Source organism: Flavobacterium sp. 38, assembly GCF_057799715.1.
Map to the genome: position 1 here is coordinate 247,921 of NZ_JBYNWZ010000006.1, position 25,213 is coordinate 273,133.

The following is a 25,213-nucleotide window of genomic DNA, read 5'->3' on the forward strand; positions in this document are numbered from 1 at the left end:
CTCAGAAACTTAGAAAAATGAAATTCCTAAATCTTATTCGATATAAAAATTTACTAATGCTTGCTTTTATGCAGCTGCTTTTTCGTTATGCCTTTTTAAAACAGCAGGAAGTACCACTGGCATTGGCTGACTGGCAATATGGATTATTGATTTTAAGCACTGTTTTACTCGCTGCAGCAGGTTATGTAATCAATAATATTTACGATGTAGGAACCGACAGTATTAACAAACCAAACGATGTTGTAGTTGGAAAAGGAATCTCAGAAACTGCGGCTTACAATATTTATATCGGATTAAATATTTCTGGCGTTGCGCTTGGTTTTATTTTGTCTAATATTATCATGAGGCCGACTTTTGCGTCGCTTTTTATTCTAATTGCTTCCCTTTTATATTTTTATGCGACAACGCTAAAACAAATCATGATTTTAGGCAATTTTGTAGTTGCGTTGCTTTTAGCGGCAAGCGTATTAATTATTGGTGTTTTTGATCTTTTTCCTGCTACAACTGGCGAAAATCAAGCACAAATGGCTAGTCTTTTTTCTATTTTGACCGATTATGCTTTGTTTGCTTTTATGATCAATTTTATTCGCGAAGTCGTAAAAGACATTGAAGATGTAAATGGCGATTACAATATGGGATTTAATACACTCCCAGTGGCAATCGGGGTGAACAGAGCGGCAAAAATTGCTTTAGGTTTTGCGATTGTTGCATTTATTATGTGTGGACTTTACTGCAATACTTATTTCATGCAAAATAAGCTTTACATAGCCGTATTTTATGCTTTTGTAACGGTTTTAGCGCCTTTGCTTTATTTTATCGTGAAAATTTTTAGTGCCAAATCGCAGAAAGATTTTCATCATTTAAGCAGTATTTTAAAACTTATTTTGTTCTTCGGAATTTTATCAATCTTGGTTATTGCCTTAAATATCAAATACAATGCTTAAAGAAAAACTAAAAAAATATAAAATCATTTTGGCGTCGGGATCTCCGCGCAGACAACAGTTCTTTAAGGATTTAGACCTTGATTTTGAAATTCGCTTAAAAGATGTGGAAGAAATTTATCCTCCAGAATTAAAAGCGGCTGAAATCACCGATTATCTTGCTGAATTAAAAGCAAATGCGTTTGAAGGAGAATTAAATGAGAATGAAATTCTAGTTACAAGCGACACTATCGTTTGGCATCAAAATAAAGCTTTAGGGAAACCAAAAAATGCTGAAGAAGCTTTTGCCATGATTAAATCTATGTCGAATACTACTCACGAAGTTTTTACATCGGTTTGCTTTAAAACTAACTCCTCTTCTACTCTAATTAATGATGTTACAAAGGTAACTTTTAACGATTTGTCTGACGAAGCGATTCAATATTATATCGAAAATTACAAACCTTACGATAAAGCTGGTGCTTACGGGATTCAGGAATGGTTTGGTTTTATGGCAGTTGCAAAAGTAGAAGGCTCGTATACTAATGTTATGGGACTTCCGACAGCCAAAGTTTACGAATTTTTGACTACTTTAGTGTAAAAATTTATTTATGTTTTCTTTTAAAGAGTATAGCCGAGAAATAATTGCCACAATCGTTCTTATTACTATTTTGATTGTGCTGCGAATGGTAATTGCTAAATTAATAAGACGTTTTGCTTCTACAAGTCAGTTATTTGAGCATCGTACCAATTTGGTTATCAAGTATATCAATATTCTGATGAACATTCTCATTGTAACAAGTCTAATTGTGATATGGGGAGTTCAGACAGAAGATATTTTTCTCACTATTTCATCGATTGCAACGGTAATTGGCGTTGCCATGTTTGCGCAATGGTCTATTTTGAGCAACATTACTTCTGGAATGGTTTTATTTTTCTCCTTCCCTTTCCGAATTGGAGACACGATTAAAATACACGACAAAGATTTCCCTATAGAAGCTGAAATTGAAGATATCAATACGTTTCACGTAAGCTTAAAAACGAAAGAAGGAGAAAAAATCGTTTTTCCAAACAATTTACTGTTGCAAAAAGGAATTTCAATTATTCCGGCAAAGTATGAAGAGCGTGAGTTTTTTGACTAAAATCTAATGGGAATTTTATAACGGCCAGAAAAAAAGCTAGAACAGAAAAAGACAAATAAAGTGTAATATTTGTTTTATAAATTCAGCTAAATAAAAATAAAATGACTCGGCCCATAACTTTACCGTTCTATGCAAAACTTTCCTTTATTCTTGTAACTTTAATTTGTTTTGCATTCATTTTTTGTCTCGGAAAAAATATACTTACACCCATTTTAATGGCATTTTTATTTGCCGTTTTATTGCTTCCGATTTTTACATTTTTAAATACCAAACTTAAGTTCCCTAGGCATCTTGCAGCGTTAATCTGTATGATCATTTTTATATCGGTAATAGCTGGAATTCTGGTTTTTATTTCCTATCAAGTCACCTACATGGCAAATGATTTTGATACGATAAAGAAAAATGCCAATGCTTTTATCCTTGAAATTCATAAATTCATACGAGAGAATTTTGAGGTCAGTATAGGTGAACAAAAAAAATACTTGGATTCTGTTACTCAAGACTCAGTTAAAACGGGTCAGGCAAAATTGGGTTCGTTTATAATTTCTATTAGTGATGTCCTTTTAGACAGCACCATAATGATTATTTATACTTTTCTATTTCTAATTTATAAAGAACACTTTAAACTGTTTTTTGCGAAACTAATCAAAAAAGAAAATCATGATGTTTTGCAGGATATTTTAGGACAGATAAAAGTTTCGATCAACAATTATATCGTAAGCTTAATTATCGAAATGATTGTGGTTTCGGTCTTAACCAGTTTGGGGCTATGGATTATAGGCATTAAATACTTCATCCTTCTCGGGCTAATTACGGGAATTTTGAATCTTATTCCGTACATCGGAATTACAATTGCAGGAATTATTACTGTCCTCGCATCTTTAACAGGATCGGGAGAAATGTCTGTAATTACCGGAATCCTTATTGTAAATATTATTGTCCAATTTATAGATAATAATCTGCTTGTGCCTTTAATTATTAATTCTAAAGTAGAAATAAACGCTTTTGTTTCCATTATGGGAATTATTGTCGGAGGAGCGGCCGCCGGAATTGCCGGAATGTTTTTAGCCATCCCGCTTTTGGCAATCTTAAAAATCATTTTTGACCGAATTGAATCGCTTTCAGCCTGGGGTTATCTCATGGGAAATCATGTGCCCCGAAAATTTGCTTGGAGGAAAAGAAAAATTCCTGCAGAAAATTAAAAAAGCGTTATGCTAGCATAGCATTTATTTATTCCTTATATTCATAAAACTTAATCTTTATTAGAAGAAAATTACCGCATGTCTTTACATCAAAAAATACTGTTTTTTATTTTGCTGTGCTTTTGCTTACAAAGCGGATATGCGCAAGTAGATCAGAATAAAAAAGAGCCAAAAAACAAAAAAGATAGTACGGAGATTTATACCAAAATTAGAAATTACTCTAAGAAAAATAAATTTACGCAGACCATGCATAAATTGTTTTTCAGATCTAAAAAGTCTAAGAAAAAAGAAGAATTGCTTGTTAAGATTGATTCGACCAATTACGAAGGAAAAATTATTCGAAAAATCAATATTATTACGTTAGATCCTTTTGGACATTCGGTTGCCGATACCACTCAAATGCCTAAAAATTGGGGAGAAAGAATGGGTAACCGACTTCACTTAAAAACAAAAAAAATAGCGATTTATAATTTGTTGCTTTTTAAGAAAAATACACCTTATAATACCTATAAAGTTCTGGAGTCTGAACGTTTGATTCGTGCACAGCGTTATGTTACGGCAGTTCGAATTTCGAATCAGAGTGTTGGACAAGCTTCAGATTCGGTTGATGTTACGATTCGTGTTTTGGATTCCTGGAGTACGATTCCGAGGTTTTCTATTTCGAGTAATCGAGTTTCCGTAGGTTTTAAAGAAAAAGATTTTTTTGGCTCTGGTCAGCAGTTAGAATACCGTTTTACAAATCGCTTTGATGACGGAAGAACTGCTAATGAAGCTACTTATACGGTTCCGAATATTAAAAATACTTATATTGGAACTGTTATCCATTATAATATGGACTTAGACAATAATTATATTAAAAGTATAAATGTTGAGCGAGACTTCTACTCTCCTCTGACCAAATGGGCAGGCGGTGTATATGTAGATGAATATTTTCGTAAAGATACCCTTCAAGCTCCCGATCTTACTTATGCTTACCAACCTGTAAAATATACGTCTCAAGATCTCTGGGCGGGACGCGCTTTTAAAGTTTTTGAAGATCCTCATAAAGCCATTACCAATCTCATTGCGACGGCAAGATTTATGAATAAAAATTTCAGTGAAACACCAACTGAAGAGTACGATCCTGATCATTTTTTTTCTGACGAAAAGCTGATTTTAAGCGGAATAGGTCTAAACACCCGAAAATTTATTCAGGATAGTTATATTTTTAGAAACGGACAGACCGAAGACGTCGCTACAGGAAGAATCTACGGAATTACTTTTGGCTATCAGTACAAAAACACTTACTGGAGGCCTTATATTGGCGCGCAATATTCTTTTGGAAATTACTATCGTCTCGGTTTCTTAAGCATGAATTTTGAGGCAGGAACCTTTTTTCATCAGTCCAAAACCTATCAGACGGCATTTTTATTAGAATCGAATTATTTCACCAAATTATACAGTATTGGAAATTGGAAATTGAGACAATTCGTTAATCCGAAATTTGTTATTGGCATTAATAGAGATAATATTATTGCAGATGAGTTAAATATAAATGAAATAAATGGCATTCCCGGATTCAACAGTGCAGTTTACGGAACCAGTAAAGCAGTTTTATCGCTTCAAACCCAAACCTATTCGCCTCATTCTTTGTTAGGTTTTCGTTTAAACCCATTTTTTAATTATTCAGTTGCCGTATTAGGAAGTCCAGAAGTGGCTATGACCAAAAGCAAACCCTATTCAAAAATTACCGTAGGACTGCTTATCAACAATGACTATTTGGTTTTCAGTTCGTTCCAGCTATCTCTTTCCTATTATCCAAGTATTCCGCAGCAAGGCGATAATGTTTTCAAAACCAATACTTTTGAAACCACCGATTACAAATTGCAAAATTTTGAACTCGCAAAACCTAGAATTGTCGATTACAGATAATTTTTTTACTTTTTTCTTCGAATAATTAAAGTTTTAAAATTCAAACAATTACATCTTTTCGGGTTATTCTAAATTCGATAAAATGCATTTTTATTCGACGAAAAACATCTGTTTTTATTTTTTGGCACAGTATGTGAATATCCCTATTCAAGAATAACATTTAAAAAAATAAAAAAGATGAAAACGATAAAATTAGCAATCGCCGGATTATTTCTAATGGTTGCAAACGCCACGCAAGCCCAAGTATCGGTAAACGTAAACATTGGATCTCCACCAGCTTGGGGACCAGCAGGATATACAGAAATGGAATATTACTATCTTCCAGATGTTGAAGCCTACTATGATGTTCGTGCTTCTCAATTCATCTATTTTGGAGGAGGAAAATGGGTAAGAGCAAGATACTTGCCTAGACAATATAGAAACTATGATTTGTATGGAGGTTACAAAGTAGTATTGACAGATTATCACGGTAGAACTCCGTACACCTACTTTGACCGTCATAAAGTAAAATACTATAGAGGATACCACGGAGCTCCGCAAAGACCTTACAAACCAAGACCGGTTTACGGTTATAGTGAGCGTCGTCATTACGATCGTAAAGACTACAAACATTACGACAAACACGATAAACACCACGGAAGACATGACCATGACGACCATGATCATGACCATGATCACGGAAGAGGAAGAAGATAATGCTAAATTACTAGTAATCAATACAAGAGAGTATCAAAAAAATGATACTCTCTTTTTTTTATGATTTGTTTAATCTGATGTTTTGTTAAAATGTTGTATATTTAATATAAATGACTGTATAACAATAAGTTTCTCTATTAAAACCCTTGTTCAATTCATTTAAACTATATATTTGCGCCGAATTTTAAAACCCAAAAAAGAAATTTATGAAAAAGAATGTTTATTTGTTTTCATTTTTAGCAATGTCACTATTAATAGGTTGTGACGATAATAATGACAACAATAACGGTGGACAATCGTCAGATAACATTACTATTACCTCAGATCAATCTACTTTAAACAAAAGGCTTGACCTAACTAATTCTGGGGTAATCTCGATCGAAAACGGTTCTTTGACAGGAAAAGCTGCTGAAACAGCGACTACTACTTTCCCTTTAGTTCAAATTGCCGAAGTTAAACCGCCAGTTGATGCAAGCGGTAGAACATTACAAGCTAGTCACGTAACAGTAAACGGAAATTATGCTTATGTTTCTTATATTATGAGAGGCGATGCTTATTCTGGAGCTATTGACGTCATTGATGTTTCGGATCCTTACAAACCTAAATTGGTTACTTCTGCCCTAATTCCAAATACTGATATTACTTCTCTAACTTTCTCAGGATCAAATTTAATTATCGGAGCTGCAAAAGATGTTGATAAAGACACTCAGCTTGCGGGAAATCCGGCAATTGTGTTTAATATGCCATTAAGCTCAGGATTATTGACTAGCAATTTAACTACAAATTATTTAGAAAGCAGAGTGACAACAGATGTCGCGGCTAATGCTTCTAACTATTTTGCGGTAACAGGAGACAACGGAAGTTTGTATAAAATAAGCAGTTCTACAAAAGTAATTGCAGGAAAAGCTGCTGTGACAGATTTGCGTTCTATTGCTCTAACAAGTGATAAAGTTGTGACTTTAAGCGGAAATAAAGGAGTTAACGTTTACAATCAGTCGACGCTTGCTTTGCAAAAAAGCTTTACAACTTCTACAGACGTAAGCGGAGCAAAAAGAACGATGGATGTTGACGGAACAAAACTTTTTGTTTCTGAAGGTCCAAACGGTCTTGGCGTTTACGACATCAACAGCGGGTCTAAATTGCAGACTATTGGAATTGCAACTGCTGGTGAAGACAATGTAACCAATGCCGTTTCTTACAATGACGGTTATGCATTTGTTGCAAACGGAGCTTTAGGACTTAATGTGTATCAATCTGCAACACAGCTTAATTTGTTAGGTTCTGTAGGAATAGCAGGTTCTTCAAACTACGTAAAATCAAGTGGTAACTATATTTATGTAGCAAGCGGAACAGGCGGTTTGAAAATCATTAAAATGGAAAAACCAAATACTACTTTTGCAAGCTGTTTAACTTATGGTTTGTATAATCAAGGAAGAGATTTGATTTTAAATTCTAATGAAGTAAAATCGTACCAGGGAGCAACGGCTATTAATTCAGCAATTATTAATAATGGTGCAACTTTAACACATTGCGGTTCGATTGCCGTTTTAAGCAATTTGACTTTAAACAGCGGTGGTACATTTAACATGAGAGGAAGTTTATCTCAAGGTAAATATCAGCAATCGTCTCCAACAGAATTAATTATAAACAATAATTCAGTATTAAATATTGAAGGATCTGTTGTAATTTGGGGAGATTTAAGATTGAATAGCGGTGCTAAAATCAACTTTATTGGCAACACTTCTACAATTACTATTTATGGAAAAGTGACCAAAGGAAGCAATGTTACCATTACTGGAAACTACGTTGATACAGAGAACAAATTGAAATAAGCGACAAAGGCTCAAATATATATTTTCAAAAAGCTGTCAGAATTAAACTGGCAGCTTTTTTTTGTTTTTATTTTTAAATAACTGTCAAATAACGATCATTAACATTTCATTTAAATACTGTTCCATAAAATAATTAGTATTTTTGAAGCACTTTCAAAAAAACAATTAACCAGAATATGCAAAAAATACAGATTCAAATCATTCTTCTATTTTTTATATGTTTTCAAATTTCATTTGCACAGCAGCCACAAAAACCAAATTCAGTTGAAATTTACAATCAAATCAAAAAATTAAACTTTTTGGGTTCAGTATTGTACGTTGCAGCGCATCCTGACGATGAAAATACTAGAATGATTTCGTATTTGGCTAACGATATGAATGCCAGAACGGGTTATTTATCACTTACTCGCGGCGATGGCGGACAAAACTTAATTGGTCCGCAATTGCGCGAATTGCTTGGTGTAATTAGAACTCAGGAATTAATTGAAGCTCGAAAAATAGACGGAGGAGAACAATTTTTTTCGAGAGCGAATGATTTTGGTTTTTCAAAAAATCCATCAGAAACTTTAGATATTTGGGACAAAGATAAAGTCCTAGCCGATGTAGTTTGGACGATCAGAAAATTTCAGCCAGACATTATTATCAATAGATTTGATCATCGTTCGCCGGGCACCACGCACGGGCATCACACTTCTTCTGCTATGTTGAGCGTTGAAAGTTTTAAATTGACAAACGATCCGAAAGTTTATCAAGAACAATTAAAATATGTTACGCCTTGGCAGGTAAAACGCCAATTTTTTAATCCTTCTTGGTGGTTTTACGGAAGTCAGGAAAAATTTGATGCTGCCAATAAATCTAAATTTACAAAACTTGAAACCGGCGTTTACTACACTGGAATCGGTAAATCAAACCAAGAAATTGCTGCTTTAAGCCGAAGCCGTCACCAATCGCAAGGATTTGGAAGCACTGGAGTTCGCGGTGAAGAAACAGAATATCTAGAACTAATTAATGGTGAAACCCCAAAAGAGCGTGATAATTTATTTGACGGAATTGATACAAGCTGGAACCGCGTTAAAAACGGAAAACCAGTAGGTGATTTGATTGCTTCTATTATTTCAAAATACGATTTCAGCAATCCTTCTGCCAGCATTCCAGATTTAGTTAAAGCCTATTCTATGATTCAAGCTTTAAACGATACGCACTGGAAAAATATTAAATCGGCAGCCATAAAAAATATTATTGCATCTTGTTCGGGCTTATACCTTGAAGCCGTTGCCAATGAACAAGAAGCAACTCCAGGAAGCACAATTAAATTAAGTATTGAAGCGATTAACAGATCTGCAGTTGGAATGCAGTTAGTTAGCGTAACAACACTTCCAGACAATCAGACTACAGCTCAAAACATTGTTTTAAAAAATAATAACGATCAGAAAATCAACCTCTCGCTACAGCTTCCAAGCAATATGGAATATACGCAGCCTTATTGGTTAAAAGAAAAAGCTACTGTTGGAATGTATACCGTTTCTAATCAAGAAATTATTGGAATTCCAGATATTATTAGAGATACCAAAGTGGTTTTTAATGTAAAAATCAATGATGTCGAAATTCCGTTTGAGCGTACGGTTGTTTACAAATATAACGACGGCGTAAAAGGCGAAATGTATAATTTTCTAGATATAGTTCCAGAAGTTACTACTTCAATTTTAGAAAGAGTTTTGCTTTTTAGAGATACCAAAAGCAAAATGATTCCGGTAAAAGTGCGCGCAGGAAAAGACAATATTAAAGGAAATTTGCAATTGGAATTGCCAAAAAGCTGGAGTGTTTCTCCAAAAGAAATTCCGTTTGCTTTAGACAAAAAAGGCACTGAACAAATCTTTTACTTTGAAGTGACACCGCCTGTTAATCCAGAAGAAGTTACAGCAAAAAGCGTTGCAATTGTTGACAATAAACGTTTTGACAAAGATCAGACTATTATAGAATTCAGTCATATTACCAAACAAATGGTTTTAAAGCCAGCTGAATCAAAATTTATTAGAATGGATTTAAGAACTTCTGGCGATGCCATTGCTTATATCATGGGCGCAGGAGACGAAGTTCCAGAAAGTTTAGCGCAAATGGGATACAAAGTTTCTGTTATAAAACCTGATGAAATTACGCCGGAAAAACTAGATTCTTTTAGCACTGTTATTACTGGAATTCGTGCTTACAATACCGTAAATGCTTTGGCCAACAAGCAAAACATTCTTTTTAATTTTGTAAAAAGCGGTAAAAATATGATCGTTCAGTACAATACAAACGGAAAATTGGTAACCGATAAAATTGCTCCGTATCCGTTAAAATTATCAAATGATCGCGTAACAGAAGAAAATGCTAAAATTACTTTTCTAGCACCAAATCATCCTGTTTTAAATACGCCAAATAAAATTTCAGAAAATGATTTTAAAGGCTGGACGCAAGAACAAGGTTTGTATTATCCAAACGAATACGATCCTGCCTTCACTCCTATTATTTCGTCGCATGACAAAGGAGAATCTGCTAAGGACGGAGCTCTGCTTGTCGCGCCATACGGAAAAGGATATTACATTTATACAGGTTTGAGTTTCTTTAGAGAATTGCCAGAAGGTGTTTCTGGAGCGTATCGATTATTATCGAATATTATTTCTCTAAAACAGCCCATTGAAGCTCCTAAACAAGATCTAAAGCAATAAAATATGGAAGCTAAAAAAACAAAAAAATGGAAAAAAAGCTACACTTATGTTTTAGTAGCCAATGCAATTTATATTGCTATTTTCTTTTTAATCATGCAATTATACTCATAACCTATGCAGCTATTTGACTGGATCGTACTTATTGTAACCTTATTATTTATCGTTGGATATGGCTCTTGGAAAACCCGAGGCAGTAAAAACGTAGAGGATTTCATTTTAGGAAATAATGAAACGCCTTGGTATACTGTCGGACTTTCTGTAATGGCCACGCAAGCGAGTGCGATTACCTTTTTATCTACGCCTGGACAAGCCTATCACGATGGAATGGGTTTTGTGCAATTCTATTTTGGACTTCCAATTGCCATGATTGTCATTTGTGTGACTTTTATTCCGCTATATCATAAAAGCAAAGTTTTTACAGCTTACGAATTTTTAGAAAAAAGATTTGATGTTAAAACACGTTCGCTTGCCGCTATTTTGTTTTTAGTGCAAAGAGGTTTAGGAACTGGATTAACCATTTACGCGCCAGCCATTATTTTATCTGCTCTTTTAGGATGGAATCTGACTGTAATGAATATCATTATTGGAGTAATGGTAATTATCTATACTTTTTCAGGAGGAACAAAAGCGGTAAACGTGACGCAAAAACAGCAGATGTTTGTCATTATGTCTGGAATGTTTATCACTTTTTTTCTGATTCTGCATTATCTTCCAAACGATATGACTTTTACCAGTGCGCTACACATTGCTGGCGCAAATGATAAAATGAATATTGTTGATTTTTCTTTTAATCCTGAAGAAAAATATACGTTCTGGAGCGGTATAACGGGAGGTTTCTTTTTGGCACTTGCTTATTTTGGAACAGACCAATCTCAGGTTGGACGCTATTTATCTGGAAAATCAGTTCGCGAAAGTCAGATGGGATTAATCATGAACGGACTTTTAAAAGTGCCAATGCAATTCTTTATTCTTTTGACGGGAGTTATGGTTTTTGTCTTTTTCCAATTCAATCCAGTTCCTTTAAATTTCAATCCGAATAACAAGATTGCAATTGAAAAATCGGCTTTTAAAGAAGAATATCATGCTTTAGAACAAAAATTGGTCAAACTTTCAGAAGATAAAAAAGTGATTAATTTATTGTATATCGATCAGCTGAATCAAGATTACGACAATCCGATTTTGCGTAAAGAATTGGTTGCACTTTCTAATAAAGAAAAAGATCTGCGCGATAAAGCCAAAGACATTATTTCGAGAGCCGATAGCAATACCGAAACTAATGATAAAGATTATGTCTTTTTCCATTTTATCCTGCACTATCTTCCAAAAGGTCTTATCGGATTGTTATTGGCCGTTATTCTTTCGGCTGCAATGTCTTCTACCGCTTCTGGATTAACCGCATTGGCTTCTACAACAGCAATTGACATTTACAAACGAAATCAGAAAGAAGAAAAATCAGAAAAGCATTATTTGAATGTTACTAAGTTTTTCACCCTATTCTGGGGAGTTGTAGCGATACTTTTTGCTTGCGTGGGAACTTTATTCGAAAATCTTATTCAGCTTGTAAACATTATCGGCTCAATTTTCTACGGAACCGTTTTAGGAATATTCCTTGTTGCTTTTTATTCTAAAAGAGTTAAAGCAAAACCAATGTTTATCAGCGCTATTATTAGTCAGTTGACCATTTTTGTAATTTACTATTTCATGATTTACAGCCAGGAAAAACTGGGTTATTTATGGCTGAACTTTATTGGAGCTATCTTGACGATTGTATTGTCTGAAATATTACAGTTCTTATTTTTCAGAGGAAAATCTGATGATGAAAATGAAATAATTTTAGATTAAAATGAATCAGAAAGTGTTCTTATTGCTGTCATTCTTTTCATTTTTTTTGGCTGAAAGTCAAAATCTTGATGATTCTAGTACAGCTGAAGACACTTCGATTTCTGCTCAATTGTACACGAAATGCTTTGATAATTTAAATCAAGGAAATGAAATATTAATGAATTACGGATTTAAAAGTTCCAAATTTTGCTCTTTAATCAATTGTTCTTTTCTTTTATCTTGTAAAGAAACTGATTTGCAAATGGTAGCAGAACAAAGATTAATTGGAATTGCTACTCAATTATTTGAAGAAGGAAATCCTGTATACTTATTTAGTGGCATGGAAAGTTACTTAACTCAACAGCAAAAAAATGAAAATTTGGAAGATGATAATCGTATTGTTTACATTAGCTATGGAGATTGTGTATCTCCAAATTTTCTTCATAAAGCGGCAGATATCGTTAATAAACAAACTTCATCTCTAATTAAACAAAAATCTCTCAAATAACACCGATACCCTAGCCCTGATGGTAGCGGCATCCTTTTGTCTCGTTTCTTTAACGAGACAAAAGATATAGCGGACAGCAGGAAACAGCTCCTTAAAATTCATAAAACTATTTCCTTCAAATACAATTCTTTAATTTTTGTAAGTAAAAAAAGATTATTTTAGTGCTATATTACTACCACTAAAACCAAACTAATTTTAAACTGAAGAAATGAAGATTTCAGACGATTTAGAAAAACTATTGCCATTTGGATATCTCTTTCTGATTATGATGGGAATACTGAAAGACAGCATTTATTATTATCAATTCGGAATTAATATATTAAGATATTCTACTATAATGGATGTTTTAATAAGTCCGATCGCTGAATTTACTTCAAATCCAATAATTCTGGGAGCGATAATCATACTCTTTGTGATTCATTTTTACCTTCCTTCATTTTTAGCTAAGTATAAAAATGTGGCATATATAAAAAGATCTTTTGAGTTAAAATCAACTGACGAATTAACTCCTGCAGAAACCAAAAGTTATTATAGTTCTATTGCTATAAAATCTCTTGTACTTTTCTTGTTGTCTTTTTTTCTAGGTTACGGATTTGCTGGTGGTTATTTTACCACAAAAAAGTTAAAAGAAAACAGATTAGATTACAGCTATCAGATCGATTTTAATGAGGGAGAATCTAAAAATGTTTATGTTATTGGAAATAACAGTTTGTACTATTTCTATTTTGTTAAAGGAAACAAAAAGATAAAAATTACTCCTCTAGCATCAATAAAAAACATTGAACTTATTGAAAATAAAATGATTGATTAAAGTTTTAGTCACCTAAAAAAACAGCGTTATGAAAGATCAAAAAAAATACAGCAATAAAACCAAAGCTGCTTTTATTCTGTTAGTTGTAATGCTGATTATTTTAATAGGCAATTTTAATACGCTACGGAACTCTAAAAATGTAAATGATAATATCAATGCGATTTATAAAGATCGATTGGTTGTGGCGCATTATATTTTTCAATATTCTAAGCAACTTCATTTTATAAAATCTGAAGCTGAAAAACTGAATTTAAGCGACAATATTAAAAAAGATGAAATTATCCATACGCTTGATATTATTCATAATATTGATGATTTGTACGCTAAAACAGTTTTAACCAATAAAGAAAAACAGTATTTTGATGCTTTTTTGAGTTCTTGCAAAGAAATCAATAAACAGGTTGAAAGCAAAAGCTGGGATAAAATAGCTAGTTCTAGTGCTGAAGCCTTAAAAACATTGGAATCTCTTTCTCAAATTCAGATTAAAGAAGGAAAAGCGAAACTTGAAGCGGCAAATGCCATGTATAATAAAAACAATGTCCTTGGCCAGCTTCAAATTGCGCTACTTATAATTTTAGGCGGAATCACTTTTTATCTTCTGATTAAGAAAATTAAAAAAACAATCAAGATTCCTGAACCACCTAGTATGAATTAAATTCCAATATTTTAAATTTTTAAATTCCAAGTTTTACTTCAAAACTATTATTTAAATTTTCTGTCTTCTTCTAAAATTTGAAGATCATTGATGCTGGCAAATCTTTTCTGCATTAGGCCATTTACATCAAATTCCCAATTTTCATTTCCGTAAGCACGAAACCATTTTCCATCATTATCTTGGTATTCATACTCAAATCTTACTGCAATTCTGTTATCGGTATGAGCCCAATATTCTTTTTTTAGCTTGTAATTTTTCTCTTTTTTCCACTTTTCAGTCAAAAAAGGAACGATTTCATCTCTTCCGTTGACAAATTTATCTCTGTTTCTCCATTCGCTGTCAATGGTATACGCTTTTGAAACTCTTTCAGGATCTTGACTGTTCCAAGCATCTTCTGCCAATTGAATTTTTTCTAATGCCGTTTCTAAAGTGAAAGGTGGCAATGGTAATTTCTGTTCCATACTATTTAAATTAAAGTTTGAATTATTTTTTTTGATTGTTCTATTAACTGATCTGACTTAAAAAGCTGACTTTCGATAATACAGCTTTCAAATAGCAGATAAACATGATCTGATAACAAATCATCGTTTAAAATATCTCTAAAATAAGTCCGTAAATCACTTTTATGATTCTGGATAACGCTAAGAATCTTTACATTATCTGACGGAATCTCTGAAAGTATATTTAGAAAACTGCAGCCTCTGAAATCTTCTTTTTTATTCATAAAAATCAAAAAGTCAAAAGACATCACAATCTTTGCATTTGAATCTTTGGCATTTGCAGTAAATTTTAGTAGCTGATCAAACCAAAAAGAATGGCGCTGTTCTAAGAAAGCGACACACAAATCTTCTTTTGATTTGAAATGCTGATAAAAACTAGCCTTCGCTACTTTGGCCTCTTCAATAATCTGATTTATCCCCGTAGCGTTATAACCTTGTTTATGAAACAAGTTAAAAGTCTTTTCTAAAATTCTTTCTTTTGGTTGCATATCAAATTATTTACTCTGCAAATATAACACTTTTTAAAACATACAGACAAGTCTGTCTATTTTTATTTTAAAAAAACACAAAGCTTTGCGAACTTTGCGTTTTTATTACGTTCTATATTAAAAAAACCTTGCGCCCTTTGCGTTTAAAAAAAGCAAAAAAAAATCCAAAACCCGAAAGCTTTGGAATTTGATATTTTAAAATTGGAATTTAATAATGCGCCAGCATTATTATCTGCTCCACTCTGCGATACTGTCTTTGTTCAATTTCACGTAGTCAGCGTTGTTTGCAGCTTCAGCAGATGCTAGAGAAGCTTTTGCCGTTTCTACTGCACCTTTTTTGTCACCTTGTTTTGCTTGTATTTGAGATTTTAATCTTAATACATAATATGGTTTATCTGTACTCATATCTAAAGCTTTGTCTACGTAAGTTCTAGCAGTTTCGATATTTCCGTTTGCTTGGAATAAATATTGAGATGCTGCAAAATAATCATTCCAAGTTGGACCAGCCAAAGCTTTGTCGATACTTGCAGTAGCGATTTTAGCAGTTGGAACTTCAAATTTTAAAGCCACATGAGAGTTTTCCCAAGCAATATCTAAATATCCAAAATTTGGATCTAAACCGTTAATACCAATTGTAAATGTTTCAACAGGAGTTGGCAACGCCTCTTCTTTTACCGTAGTTTTTAAAGCTACATAAGAATCGCTCCAGTTTTCTGGCAATCCCCAGTTGTCTGTAGAAAGATAGAAAATGATATCCCAGCTTTCGATTCTTGGTACTGTATAAATTGCGTATTTTCCTTTCTTTAGCGTTTTACCATCAATTATTACATCGTCGCTAAAGTTGATGATTGTATTTTCGTTTGCTCCTGTTCTCCAAAGTTTCCCAAACGGAACCAAATTTCCGAACACAGCTCTTCCTCTTGCTCCCGGTCTTGAATACGTAACTTCAACATCGGTTAAACCAACAGTTTGTTTAATATATCCTTTTGGACTTGCTTGCGGTGTTTTTACTTGTGCTTCTGATGCTAACGGAGCTAGGATCAGGGCTAAAGCAATAAGTAGTTTCTTCATTATTTTAAGTTTTATTTTTTATCAAATTTACAAATTCAATCAGCTAACAAATGTTAAATTTTATATAATTCAAGCCTTTAACTGTGATATTTTTTCTGCATTTAATTCGTTAAAATGATCGATAACCAAGTCAGCTTCTGATAAATCCTGATGATGCGAATGCTCGCTTTTATATCCTACACAATAAATCCCTGCTCCTTTTGCCGCTTTGATACCATTTGTACTGTCTTCAATGATGATGCATTCTTCTTTTGGCGCAACAGACAAGGAAGCCGCGTGAATAAATATGGCCGGATTTGGTTTTGACTGTGGAAAATCTTCTCCGCTCACAATATGGGTAAAATACTGGTGCAGATTGAATCTTGTAAAAACACGATCGATTGTTACTTTAGACGCCGAAGAAGCTAAAATTAATTGGATTCCGTTCTTATACAAATCCTTAATCAAATCTTCAACACCATCCAAAAGATACAAATCTTCTTTAGTATCAAAAGCATTATTAAAAATAGTCCTTTTTCTCTGAATCAAATCTTCTACTTCCTGCTCTACAGTTGGGAAATAGCTTTTTAAAGTCTGAAAAGTATTTCTAGTCGAAAATCCTGTAAATGTGGTGTACATTTCCTCTGGAACTTCGATATTCAATTCTGAAAATTGTAAATAATAAGCATAACGATGAACAGGCTCTGTGTCAACAATTACGCCGTCCATATCAAAAATTACTGTTTTAATCATTTTTTTAAAGTTGCTAAGAGGCAAAGTGACAAAGAGGCAAAGCTTGAAGTACTGAAACGAATAACATTTTGGTTACTTTGTCTCTTTGTCACTTTGAATCTTTGTTCCTATTTAGATAATAAATAACGAATCACTGTTTCAGCAGCATGCAAACCAAATAATCCTGGCATATAGCTGTTTGTTCCGTAGAAAGACTTTTTGAAGTTTTTTCCGTCTGTTAATTTTAAGCTTTTTTCATCCTGAATTTCAGAAGAGAAAACTACTTTCAATTTATTGATTTTTAATTCTCTTAGACGCTTGCGAATTGTTTTAGAGAAATAACAGTTTATGGTTTTAGAAATATCCGCCACTTTTACTTTTGAAGCTAGCATTTTTCCGCCAGCGCCCATACTGCTGATGATTTTTACTCTATTGCGCTTGGCACCCATAATTAGATTTAATTTTGGCGTAATGCTGTCAATACAATCTAAAACATAATCAAATTCTGGAGAAACAATTTCGAAAGCACGCTCTGGAGATAGAAATTCCTGAACACGAGTTAAATTTAGTTCTGGATTAATATCCATTAAACGATCGCCTACAATCGTAATTTTTGGCTGACCAACTGTTGAATGCAAAGCTGGCAATTGACGGTTAATATTGGTAACATCTACAACGTCTCCGTCTACAATTGTCATGTTCCCTACTCCTGCTCTCGCTAAAAATTCTGCTGCAAAAGATCCAACGCCACCCAGTCCAACGACCAAAACGTTAGCTTTTTTTAAATTTTCCAATCCTTCTTTAGTAAACAAAAGCTCAGCTCTTTCTGTCCATTCTGCCATATATTCTTATTTGTTGTTTTTTTATTTATTGTTATTTTTTTGTTTCATGTTATTTTTTTGTTTCATGTTTCATGTTTCAAGTTTCATGTTTTAAGCTTCTTGTTTCACGTTTGTCAGGCTGAGCGGAGTCGAAGCCCTTTGCGCCCTTCGACTTCGCTCAGGGTGACAAACCTTAAATGAAAATATTTCACTCTCCAAATACACTTTTATAATTACTTGAAATAATCTCTTGTAATTCTTTTATATCTAAATCTTTATATTCAGCCGCCAATTCATAAACCTGTACAATTGATTCTTCAATTGTATCTGTTTCTAAGAAAAAGCGATCATTTGGAACATTCTGAAAAACCGTTTTTAAATCTGGATTCTTCAATAGATATTTTCCAAACGAAAGATAAAATCCAGCAGTAATTAATTGTTGTGCCAACTGATTGTTCTTTGCAAAACCATGAATAATCATTGGAACTTTTATATTATTTTTTTTCTTAATCGCCATGATTTCTTGGAATGAGGCAACGCAATGTATAACAACAGGTTTCTTAAATTTTTCTGCCAATTCTAATTGCTTTTCAAACACGGAAATCTGCAGATCAAACGGCACTTCGATCCTTTTGTCTAAACCGCACTCGCCTATTGCAAGACAATTTTGCGTTTGCAGTTTTTCTTCTATAATTTTCAAATCTTCATCAATTCGATTTTCTTCAATATACCACGGATGGATTCCGATAGAATAAAATGGAATTTCGGCATCAAAATCTTTCGGATACTGGTTAACCAGTTCTAAAACATTAGATTGATTGGTAAATTGATGGGTATGAAAATTAAAATATTCCATTAATGAAAAGCTTTTACGCCTGCTTTGATTTCAATTTTTAAATCATTTTCCTGAGGCACAAGCGGACAAGAATACTTATAGTTGTAAGCACAATACGGATTATAAGCTTGGTTGAAATCAATCGCTATGGTATTTCCTTTTGGAACTTCTAAATCAATATATCGGCCGCCAATGTAGCTTTGTTTTCCGCTTGTTAAATCTGAAAAAGGCAAGAAAAGATGATTCTTATATTTTTCCTGAACCAAAAGTTCTAGACTTTGATAAACGGCAAGTGAAAATGATTTTCCGTTTATTTTGAAGTTTAAAGTTCCGTATTTAGTGTACTTTGACGTACGGGCTCCAGAAGTTTTCATGTCAAAAGCTTTTCCGCCTTTAGCTTTCACGAGCGTAGCATTCACAAAATAAGTTTCAGAAATAGGAAAAAAATCTAAGCTTTTAAAAGTCTTCAAATCTTCAGCCATTAACGGACTTGTCTTAGGATCAGCGTATTCTGAGTTGATTTTCTTTTGAAATTTTTGAGCATCCGCTTTGCTAAACTTTTTTTGAGCGAAGCCAAAATTAAAAACCAACAATAAAGCTAGGGCGTTTATAGTTTTCATCTTAGAAATTTTATGCAAAAATAGTTCAAAAGTAACAAAACGACAACCACTTAACGAGACAAAGTTTCCTAACTTTGTGACGATAATTTATCACACAAAATGCTTAAAAACGCCGTAACCCACTACATTAACAACTTTAGAGGTTTTACCCGAGAAGTTTGGATTCTTGCTATCATTACTTTTATTAACCGCGCTGGAACAATGGTTCTTCCTTTTTTATCCAAATATTTAAAAGAAGATCTTCACTTTTCGTACAATCAAGTCGGGTGGATTATGGTCGCGTTTGGTTTAGGCTCTATGTTGGGTTCTTGGCTTGGCGGTAAATTATCAGATAAAATCGGGTTTTATAAAATCATGATTTTTAGCTTATTCACCAGCGGAGTTTCCCTTTTCTTTGTACAATATATTACCACTTTCTGGTCGCTTTGCGCTGCCATGTTTGTTCTTATGACCATTGCAGATATGTTTCGCCCGGCTATGTTTGTGTCTCTTGGAGCGTATGCAAAACCCGAAAATAGAACTCGCGCCCTAACATTGGTTCGTCTTGCTGTAAATTTAGGTTTTGCTGCTGGCCCTGCTCTTGGCGGATTAATTATTATGGGAATGGGTTATTCTGGGCTTTTCTGGGTTGACGGTGCTTCGTGTATTATTTCGATTTCAATTTTTGCTTTACTAGTAAAAGAAAAGAAAAAAGCAATTCACGACGATAAAGCAGAAAGCGCTGCGGAAATAAAATCGGTTTTTCATGATAAGATTTTCTGGGTTTTCTTATTCGTTAGTTTCATTACAGCGATGATTTTCTTCCAGCTGTTTACTACTCTACCTTTATATCATAATGAAAAATTTGGCTTAAGCGAATTCCAAACAGGTCTTTTAATGACGCTCAACGGTCTTTTAATCTTTTCTCTCGAAATGCCAACGGTTGGCTTTTTAGAACGAAAAGCGTTTCCTAAAATCCGAATTATTATTATAGGATCTTTTGTAATGGCTTCCAGTTTCTTTTTACTTCTCATCAACTTCTGGGCAGGAATTCTGGTGGTAAGCATGGTTTGTATTTCTATAGGAGAAGTTTTGACTTTCCCTTTTTCTAATGCATTTGCTTTAAGCCGTGCGCCACGCGGGCAAGAAGGCCGCTATATGGCGCTTTATACTATGAGTTTTAGTTTGGCTCATATTATCAGTTCTAAACTTGGGTTCGAAATTATTACCAGATTTGGCTATCAAATTAACTGGCTCTTTATGGCTTGCATTGGTGTTGTGGCGACGGGATGCTGTATTTGGATTAAGAATGCCTTAGTCAACGAGAAGATTTCATAAAAAACTTTTAACTTTTTAAAACGCTATAATTCAATTTATTACCATTAAATTTGAATAGCATTTCTGCGCTTGAAATCGAAATCAAACTTAATTTTTAGTTAAATAACTATTTTTATAGTTGTGTAACTAAAAAAATAGTTGTAGGTTTGAATTAAAATTAGAGAAGATGCAGAAGTTAACAAACAAAGAAGAAGAAATTATGATGATTTTATGGAAGCTTAAAAAAGCTTTTGTAAAAGAAATTCAAGCCGAAATCACAGAAGATCAGCCACATTACAATACATTGTCGACTATTGTGCGTAATCTGGAAGAAAAAGGATATGTGGGACACAATGCTTTTGGAAACACCCATCAGTACTTTCCAGTTGTTGCCATTGAAGACTACAGAAAAGGATTTATGAAAACTGCTATTGACAACTATTTTAATAGTTCTTATAAAAGCATGGTTTCCTTTTTTGCTAAAGAAGAAAAAATTTCAGCAGATGAATTGCGTGAGATTTTATCGATGATCGAAAATAAAAACGAAAAATAATCGGTTTATGGAAGCAGTTTTCATTTATATCGCCAAATCAAGCAGTTTAATGCTGATGTTTTATTGCGCTTATTACTTTTTATTGCGCAAAGAAACATTTTTCAATAGCAACAGATGGTTTCTATTATCTGGCTTGATTGTCTCAGCAGTTTTACCATTACTGACTTATACAAAGGTGATATGGACGGATACAGTTTCTTATGTAGATGCAAGTATTTCAACGACAATAATAAACAGTCCGCAAAACGAATCGGCTGAATTTAATTGGAATTACGTTATTCTTGGTCTTTATGGCCTTGGTCTTTTAATCTTTATCATAAAACTGGCAATTGATTTTTATAGCTTAAATTCTATTATTAGGGGAAAAAAAATCAAACAGCAAGCCGATTTTAAATTTATAGATATCAACGAAAACATTGCGCCTTTCTCCTATTTTGAATATATCGTGTACAACTCATCACTTTACACGCCTTCAGAATTAGAAAGTATAATTGAACACGAAAAAGTGCACAGCGATCAAAACCATACTTTAGATGTCTTGATTTCGAGAATATTTAGCATTATTTTTTGGTTTAATCCAATTGTTTGGCTTTATAAAAAAGCAATTATTCAAAACTTAGAATTTATTGCTGATAGTGAAGCTTCTAAGAAACTTTCGGACAAAAAAGCGTACCAATACACGCTTTTAAAAATAACAACACACGAAAGCTGTGTTGCAATCACCAATCATTTTTATCAATCATTAATCAAAAAACGAATCGTCATGTTAAACAAAAATCAATCAAAAAAGAGGAATTCCTGGAAGTATTATACTGTAATTCCGGCTTTGACTGCTTTTGTGCTGTTATTTCAAATAGAAGTAGTTGCAAAAGAAAGGCAGCAAAAGGTGGAAGCAGTTTCTAACGAAATTAAATCGATGAACGTCTTTACAATCACGAAAAAAACGACAGATAGTGAACTTCAGGATTTAAAGAAGAACTTAAAATCAAATTACAACATTGATTTAGAAGTTTCTGACATCAAAAGAAACTCAGAAAATTATTTAACAGCTATTAAAGTTGATGTTGTCAATGGCAAGCAAAAATCTCAATCAATACAAAGTGGTGATCAGGCCATCAAAGATTTTGGAATTGCTGTTATTGTAAACAAAGACGGCACAATAAAAGCTGGTATTAAAACTTTTGAAGAAAAAACTGCTGTCAGCAAAAAAGCAACTGCAAATAATAATGCAAGCAAAACTTCTAAAACAGCAACAAGCAACAATTTAACTACTAATACAGAATCCAATGTTAACACTAATTCTATTACTAGTACAAAAACTGACAGTAATACTAATACAAATACTAGCACTATTGTAATTATTGATAATGACAATAAAACAAACACCAAAGTGATCACTACTACTGATGAAAACACTTCTATTGCGGTTTCAAACGGAGTAAAAATTAATGCAAAAAAAACAGGTTTTCCGCTTGTAATTGTAGATGGAAACGAAATGCCTGCTGATTTTGATATTGAGAGTCTAGGAGTTAATAATGTTCAATCAATGAAAGTTCACAAAGGAGTTGAAGCTATTTCTTTGTTTGGAGATAAAGGCGCAAATGGAGTAGTTGAAATTAAAACCAGAAAATAATTTCTTTTTAATAAAAGGCTATTTCTCAATCATTTTAATCAAAAAACAAATCATCATGTTAACCAAAAATCAATCAGAAAAGAGAAATTCGTGGAAATATTATGTTTTGATTACAGTACTTGCCGCTTTTTTTCTGCTATTTGTAACTAAAGTTACTGCAAACGAAAAACAACAATTTGTAACGGAAAGTGATTCAAACATTGAAACCCAAAAATAAATCAGAAATGCAAAAACTGACCAATAAAGAAGAGGAAATCATGCACATTTTATGGAAGTTGAAAAAAGCTTTTGTAAAAGAAATTCAAGCAGAGATTTTAGAAGACCAACCGCATTATAACACTTTGTCTACTATTGTTCGTAATCTGGAAGAGAAAGGTTATGTGGCGCACAATGCTTTTGGAAATACGCATCAGTATTATCCAGCTGTAAGCATCGAAGACTACAGAAAAGGTTTTATGAGCACTGCAATAGACAATTATTTTAATAGTTCATACAAAAGCATGGTTTCTTTTTTTGCTAAAGAAGAAAAGATTTCTGCTGATGAATTGCGTGAAATCTTAGACATGATCGAAAATCCAAAAGAAGGTAAATAATCAAAATAGTTATGGAAGCACTTTTCATTTTTATCCTAAAATCAAGCGGGTTACTAGCAATGTTTTATTTTGCTTACATTTTTTTACTTCGCAAAGAAACTTTTTTCAACAGCAGTCGTTGGTTCCTAATTGCTGGATTAATTACTTCTGTAGTACTGCCTTTTGTAGTGTACACAAAAGTGATTTTGGTCGAAGCGCCGCCTGCTCCTGAACCAGCTCCTGTAATTACAACTTCGTCGACAAATATTCAAAATATTCCAGTTGCAAACAATAATACGACTTCTTATCAAACAAAATACTCGCCTACAAGGGTAACCGTTGTTGAAGAGGAAAATTTTGAAATAAACTGGACTTTAGTTTTAACTGTTGTATACGGAATTGGTTTTTTAGCTTTCATGATCAAATTTGGACTTGATTTCTACAGTTTAAATTCTGTTTTAAAAGGAAAAAGCGTTCAACAGCAAGAAGATTTTAAATTTATAGATGTCAATGAAAACATTGCTCCTTTCTCCTATTTCGATTACATTGTATATAACTCATCACTATATACTTCTGCAGAATTAGAAAGTATTTTGGAACACGAAAAAGTGCACAGCGATCAAAAACACACTATTGATGTTTTGATTTCGAGAATCTTCTGCATCTTATTTTGGTTTAATCCAATTGTATGGCTTTATAAAAAAGCTATTTTGCAAAACCTTGAATTTATAGCAGACAGTGAGGCTTCTAAAAAAATTGCCGACAAAAAAGCGTATCAATACACGCTTTTAAAAATAACAACGCATGAAACTTGCGTTGCAATCACCAATCATTTTTATCAATCATTAATCAAAAAACGAATTGTCATGTTAAACAAAAATCAATCAAACAAAAGAAATTACTGGAAATATTCGGCGGTAATTCCTGCTCTTGGCGCCTTTATTCTTTTATTTCAAATAAAGACTATTGCGCAAGAAAAGAAACAAGACGAAGTTTCAATCATCCAAAAAGATACTATTAAAGACATTAACGAAACAATCAAGATTACCAAAAACACAACAGATAAAGAGTTAAATGAACTTCCTGGAAAGTTAAAAACAAACCATAATCTTGATGTTGAAATTTCGGATATAAAAAGAAATACGAAAGAAGAATTAACAGCAATTCAAATCAAAGTAAAATCGGATTCTGGGAAAAAACAAACCATCAAAATTGACGGTGACGAAGCGATAAAAGACTGCGAATTAGCCATTGGAACAGACGAAAAAGGTACAAAATCTATCAACATCAATACGGATAGAAATTTTAAAATGCCAGTGATAATTAGAAACGAAAGAGTTATTGTTCGCAATCACGAAGGTGCTGATGTTGCTGCCCCAGTGCCTCCGACACCTCCAGCATTTCCTTCTGGGCCACTACCAGCTGCTCCTGCAATTGACATGTCAAAAATGCCAAAACCACCAGTTGCTCCTAAAAATCCAAAAGATAAAGTAGCTATGGCAAATTTTGAAAAACAAATGGAAGTTTTTGAAAAACAGATGGAAGCATTTGAACCGCAAATGGAAGCTTACGAAAAACAAGTAGAAGCTATTATGTCTCAAAGATCTGAAATCTATGAAAAAGAAATGGCTAAATATGAGATTGCCATGGAGAAATTTGCTGCCAATATGGAGAAATTCAATTTTGATTTTAAATTCAATTTTGACAATAAGAACCTCGAGATTGATATGAAGCAATACGAACAAGACATGAAACAGTATGAGCTTGATATGAAGCAGCACGCAAAAGACATGAAACAGCATGCTAAAGACATGAAGCAACATGAAAAGGATATGAAGCAGCATGAGAAAGACTTGAAAGAAATGGAAAAACAGAATAAAAAAGCCTAACCAGTTTCATTTTACTTT

At 33.3% G+C, this 25,213-nt stretch carries 25 protein-coding genes; 18 read left to right on the forward strand and 7 right to left on the reverse strand.

The annotated features are described in order from the left end of the window. Positions 1-17 precede the first annotated feature (17 nt). The 12 genes from AC3E9W_RS16545 to AC3E9W_RS16600 all read left to right on the forward strand — a co-directional run bounded on the left by AC3E9W_RS16545 (position 18) and on the right by AC3E9W_RS16600 (position 14,206). Positions 18-944: a geranylgeranylglycerol-phosphate geranylgeranyltransferase gene (locus tag AC3E9W_RS16545; RefSeq protein WP_488769196.1), complete on the forward strand. Its 927-nt coding sequence runs from the start codon at positions 18-20 to the stop codon at positions 942-944. Further along, a complete protein-coding gene (locus AC3E9W_RS16550) occupies positions 937-1,521 on the forward strand; it encodes a Maf-like protein (protein ID WP_306154925.1) in 585 nt (194 codons plus the stop codon). The genes AC3E9W_RS16545 and AC3E9W_RS16550 overlap by 8 nt, the downstream gene beginning before the upstream one ends. Before the next feature lie 10 nt (positions 1,522-1,531). Continuing rightward, entirely contained in the window at positions 1,532-2,062 is a 531-nt protein-coding gene (locus AC3E9W_RS16555; protein WP_306154923.1) for a mechanosensitive ion channel domain-containing protein, read from the forward strand. A 101-nt stretch (positions 2,063-2,163) separates the two neighbouring features. Further along, complete coding sequence (locus AC3E9W_RS16560; protein WP_306154921.1) at positions 2,164-3,264, forward strand: AI-2E family transporter; 1,101 nt, start codon at positions 2,164-2,166, stop codon at positions 3,262-3,264. Positions 3,265-3,342: 78 nt separating this feature from the next. Continuing rightward, positions 3,343-5,175, forward strand: coding sequence for a hypothetical protein (locus AC3E9W_RS16565; protein WP_488769197.1), 1,833 nt, complete (start codon positions 3,343-3,345; stop codon positions 5,173-5,175). Positions 5,176-5,352: 177 nt separating this feature from the next. After that, on the forward strand, positions 5,353-5,871 hold the full coding sequence (locus AC3E9W_RS16570; protein WP_306154917.1) for a hypothetical protein: 519 nt from the start codon (positions 5,353-5,355) through the stop codon (positions 5,869-5,871). Between the two features lie 206 nt (positions 5,872-6,077). Next, positions 6,078-7,703: an LVIVD repeat-containing protein gene (locus AC3E9W_RS16575; protein WP_488769198.1), complete on the forward strand. Its 1,626-nt coding sequence runs from the start codon at positions 6,078-6,080 to the stop codon at positions 7,701-7,703. 176 nt (positions 7,704-7,879) lie between these two features. Then, the gene (locus tag AC3E9W_RS16580) at positions 7,880-10,411 is read left to right on the forward strand and encodes a PIG-L family deacetylase (protein ID WP_488769199.1); all 2,532 of its coding nucleotides are present in this window, start codon (positions 7,880-7,882) and stop codon (positions 10,409-10,411) included. A 114-nt stretch (positions 10,412-10,525) separates the two neighbouring features. Beyond that, positions 10,526-12,253, forward strand: a complete 1,728-nt coding sequence (locus tag AC3E9W_RS16585) for a sodium:solute symporter family protein (RefSeq protein WP_488769200.1) — start codon at positions 10,526-10,528, stop codon at positions 12,251-12,253. A 46-nt stretch (positions 12,254-12,299) separates the two neighbouring features. Next, positions 12,300-12,740 (forward strand): hypothetical protein, encoded by a 441-nt coding sequence (locus AC3E9W_RS16590; RefSeq protein ID WP_488769201.1) that lies wholly within the window; start codon positions 12,300-12,302, stop codon positions 12,738-12,740. A gap of 208 nt (positions 12,741-12,948) precedes the next feature. Continuing rightward, on the forward strand, positions 12,949-13,551 hold the full coding sequence (locus AC3E9W_RS16595) for a hypothetical protein (protein ID WP_488769202.1): 603 nt from the start codon (positions 12,949-12,951) through the stop codon (positions 13,549-13,551). Positions 13,552-13,579: 28 nt separating this feature from the next. Continuing rightward, positions 13,580-14,206, forward strand: coding sequence for an MCP four helix bundle domain-containing protein (locus AC3E9W_RS16600; RefSeq protein ID WP_488769203.1), 627 nt, complete (start codon positions 13,580-13,582; stop codon positions 14,204-14,206). A gap of 47 nt (positions 14,207-14,253) precedes the next feature. On the opposite strand, the gene AC3E9W_RS16605 is transcribed toward AC3E9W_RS16600, so the two are convergent. The 7 genes from AC3E9W_RS16605 to AC3E9W_RS16635 all read right to left on the reverse strand — a co-directional run bounded on the left by AC3E9W_RS16605 (position 14,254) and on the right by AC3E9W_RS16635 (position 19,252). After that, on the reverse strand, positions 14,254-14,667 hold the full coding sequence (locus AC3E9W_RS16605; protein ID WP_488769204.1) for a DUF1348 family protein: 414 nt from the start codon (positions 14,665-14,667) through the stop codon (positions 14,254-14,256). Positions 14,668-14,672: 5 nt separating this feature from the next. Further along, entirely contained in the window at positions 14,673-15,194 is a 522-nt protein-coding gene (locus tag AC3E9W_RS16610) for a TetR/AcrR family transcriptional regulator (protein WP_488769205.1), read from the reverse strand. Positions 15,195-15,422: 228 nt separating this feature from the next. Continuing rightward, entirely contained in the window at positions 15,423-16,265 is an 843-nt protein-coding gene (locus AC3E9W_RS16615) for a DUF2911 domain-containing protein (protein ID WP_306154904.1), read from the reverse strand. A 69-nt stretch (positions 16,266-16,334) separates the two neighbouring features. Then, positions 16,335-16,997, reverse strand: a complete 663-nt coding sequence (locus AC3E9W_RS16620; protein WP_488769206.1) for an HAD family hydrolase — start codon at positions 16,995-16,997, stop codon at positions 16,335-16,337. Between the two features lie 107 nt (positions 16,998-17,104). Next, the gene (locus tag AC3E9W_RS16625) at positions 17,105-17,818 is read right to left on the reverse strand and encodes a tRNA threonylcarbamoyladenosine dehydratase (protein ID WP_488769207.1); all 714 of its coding nucleotides are present in this window, start codon (positions 17,816-17,818) and stop codon (positions 17,105-17,107) included. A 187-nt stretch (positions 17,819-18,005) separates the two neighbouring features. Further along, entirely contained in the window at positions 18,006-18,653 is a 648-nt protein-coding gene (locus AC3E9W_RS16630; protein WP_488769208.1) for a TatD family hydrolase, read from the reverse strand. Further along, positions 18,653-19,252: a DUF1684 domain-containing protein gene (locus AC3E9W_RS16635; RefSeq protein WP_456892676.1), complete on the reverse strand. Its 600-nt coding sequence runs from the start codon at positions 19,250-19,252 to the stop codon at positions 18,653-18,655. Before AC3E9W_RS16635 ends, AC3E9W_RS16630 begins: the two co-directional genes overlap by 1 nt. 99 nt (positions 19,253-19,351) lie before the next feature. On the opposite strand from AC3E9W_RS16635, the gene AC3E9W_RS16640 reads away from it, so the two are divergent. The 6 genes from AC3E9W_RS16640 to AC3E9W_RS16665 all read left to right on the forward strand — a co-directional run bounded on the left by AC3E9W_RS16640 (position 19,352) and on the right by AC3E9W_RS16665 (position 25,195). After that, entirely contained in the window at positions 19,352-20,569 is a 1,218-nt protein-coding gene (locus tag AC3E9W_RS16640; protein WP_488769209.1) for an MDR family MFS transporter, read from the forward strand. A gap of 166 nt (positions 20,570-20,735) precedes the next feature. Continuing rightward, on the forward strand, positions 20,736-21,101 hold the full coding sequence (locus AC3E9W_RS16645; RefSeq protein WP_125720928.1) for a BlaI/MecI/CopY family transcriptional regulator: 366 nt from the start codon (positions 20,736-20,738) through the stop codon (positions 21,099-21,101). A gap of 7 nt (positions 21,102-21,108) precedes the next feature. Further along, positions 21,109-22,734: a M56 family metallopeptidase gene (locus tag AC3E9W_RS16650; protein ID WP_488769210.1), complete on the forward strand. Its 1,626-nt coding sequence runs from the start codon at positions 21,109-21,111 to the stop codon at positions 22,732-22,734. A 55-nt stretch (positions 22,735-22,789) separates the two neighbouring features. Beyond that, positions 22,790-22,951, forward strand: a complete 162-nt coding sequence (locus AC3E9W_RS16655; protein WP_488769211.1) for a hypothetical protein — start codon at positions 22,790-22,792, stop codon at positions 22,949-22,951. A gap of 7 nt (positions 22,952-22,958) precedes the next feature. Further along, complete coding sequence (locus AC3E9W_RS16660; RefSeq protein WP_008468912.1) at positions 22,959-23,327, forward strand: BlaI/MecI/CopY family transcriptional regulator; 369 nt, start codon at positions 22,959-22,961, stop codon at positions 23,325-23,327. Positions 23,328-23,338: 11 nt separating this feature from the next. After that, positions 23,339-25,195 carry a M56 family metallopeptidase gene (locus AC3E9W_RS16665; protein ID WP_488769212.1) on the forward strand — a complete coding sequence of 619 codons (1,857 nt, stop codon included), beginning with the start codon at positions 23,339-23,341 and terminating at the stop codon, positions 25,193-25,195. Positions 25,196-25,213 lie beyond the last annotated feature (18 nt).

Excerpts from the sequence above, each read along its gene's own strand:
- AC3E9W_RS16545 (WP_488769196.1), top strand. The coding sequence starts at position 18 with ATGAAATTCCTAAATCTTATTCGATATAAAAATTTACTAATGCTTGCT.
- AC3E9W_RS16550 (WP_306154925.1), top strand. The coding sequence starts at position 937 with ATGCTTAAAGAAAAACTAAAAAAATATAAAATCATTTTGGCGTCGGGA.
- AC3E9W_RS16555 (WP_306154923.1), top strand. The coding sequence starts at position 1,532 with ATGTTTTCTTTTAAAGAGTATAGCCGAGAAATAATTGCCACAATCGTT.
- AC3E9W_RS16560 (WP_306154921.1), top strand. The coding sequence starts at position 2,164 with ATGACTCGGCCCATAACTTTACCGTTCTATGCAAAACTTTCCTTTATT.
- AC3E9W_RS16565 (WP_488769197.1), top strand. The coding sequence starts at position 3,343 with ATGTCTTTACATCAAAAAATACTGTTTTTTATTTTGCTGTGCTTTTGC.
- AC3E9W_RS16570 (WP_306154917.1), top strand. The coding sequence starts at position 5,353 with ATGAAAACGATAAAATTAGCAATCGCCGGATTATTTCTAATGGTTGCA.
- AC3E9W_RS16575 (WP_488769198.1), top strand. The coding sequence starts at position 6,078 with ATGAAAAAGAATGTTTATTTGTTTTCATTTTTAGCAATGTCACTATTA.
- AC3E9W_RS16580 (WP_488769199.1), top strand. The coding sequence starts at position 7,880 with ATGCAAAAAATACAGATTCAAATCATTCTTCTATTTTTTATATGTTTT.
- AC3E9W_RS16585 (WP_488769200.1), top strand. The coding sequence starts at position 10,526 with ATGCAGCTATTTGACTGGATCGTACTTATTGTAACCTTATTATTTATC.
- AC3E9W_RS16595 (WP_488769202.1), top strand. The coding sequence starts at position 12,949 with ATGAAGATTTCAGACGATTTAGAAAAACTATTGCCATTTGGATATCTC.
- AC3E9W_RS16600 (WP_488769203.1), top strand. The coding sequence starts at position 13,580 with ATGAAAGATCAAAAAAAATACAGCAATAAAACCAAAGCTGCTTTTATT.
- AC3E9W_RS16605 (WP_488769204.1), bottom strand. The coding sequence starts at position 14,667 with ATGGAACAGAAATTACCATTGCCACCTTTCACTTTAGAAACGGCATTA.
- AC3E9W_RS16610 (WP_488769205.1), bottom strand. The coding sequence starts at position 15,194 with ATGCAACCAAAAGAAAGAATTTTAGAAAAGACTTTTAACTTGTTTCAT.
- AC3E9W_RS16615 (WP_306154904.1), bottom strand. The coding sequence starts at position 16,265 with ATGAAGAAACTACTTATTGCTTTAGCCCTGATCCTAGCTCCGTTAGCA.
- AC3E9W_RS16620 (WP_488769206.1), bottom strand. The coding sequence starts at position 16,997 with ATGATTAAAACAGTAATTTTTGATATGGACGGCGTAATTGTTGACACA.
- AC3E9W_RS16625 (WP_488769207.1), bottom strand. The coding sequence starts at position 17,818 with ATGGCAGAATGGACAGAAAGAGCTGAGCTTTTGTTTACTAAAGAAGGA.
- AC3E9W_RS16630 (WP_488769208.1), bottom strand. The coding sequence starts at position 18,653 with ATGGAATATTTTAATTTTCATACCCATCAATTTACCAATCAATCTAAT.
- AC3E9W_RS16635 (WP_456892676.1), bottom strand. The coding sequence starts at position 19,252 with ATGAAAACTATAAACGCCCTAGCTTTATTGTTGGTTTTTAATTTTGGC.
- AC3E9W_RS16640 (WP_488769209.1), top strand. The coding sequence starts at position 19,352 with ATGCTTAAAAACGCCGTAACCCACTACATTAACAACTTTAGAGGTTTT.
- AC3E9W_RS16645 (WP_125720928.1), top strand. The coding sequence starts at position 20,736 with ATGCAGAAGTTAACAAACAAAGAAGAAGAAATTATGATGATTTTATGG.
- AC3E9W_RS16650 (WP_488769210.1), top strand. The coding sequence starts at position 21,109 with ATGGAAGCAGTTTTCATTTATATCGCCAAATCAAGCAGTTTAATGCTG.
- AC3E9W_RS16655 (WP_488769211.1), top strand. The coding sequence starts at position 22,790 with ATGTTAACCAAAAATCAATCAGAAAAGAGAAATTCGTGGAAATATTAT.
- AC3E9W_RS16660 (WP_008468912.1), top strand. The coding sequence starts at position 22,959 with ATGCAAAAACTGACCAATAAAGAAGAGGAAATCATGCACATTTTATGG.
- AC3E9W_RS16665 (WP_488769212.1), top strand. The coding sequence starts at position 23,339 with ATGGAAGCACTTTTCATTTTTATCCTAAAATCAAGCGGGTTACTAGCA.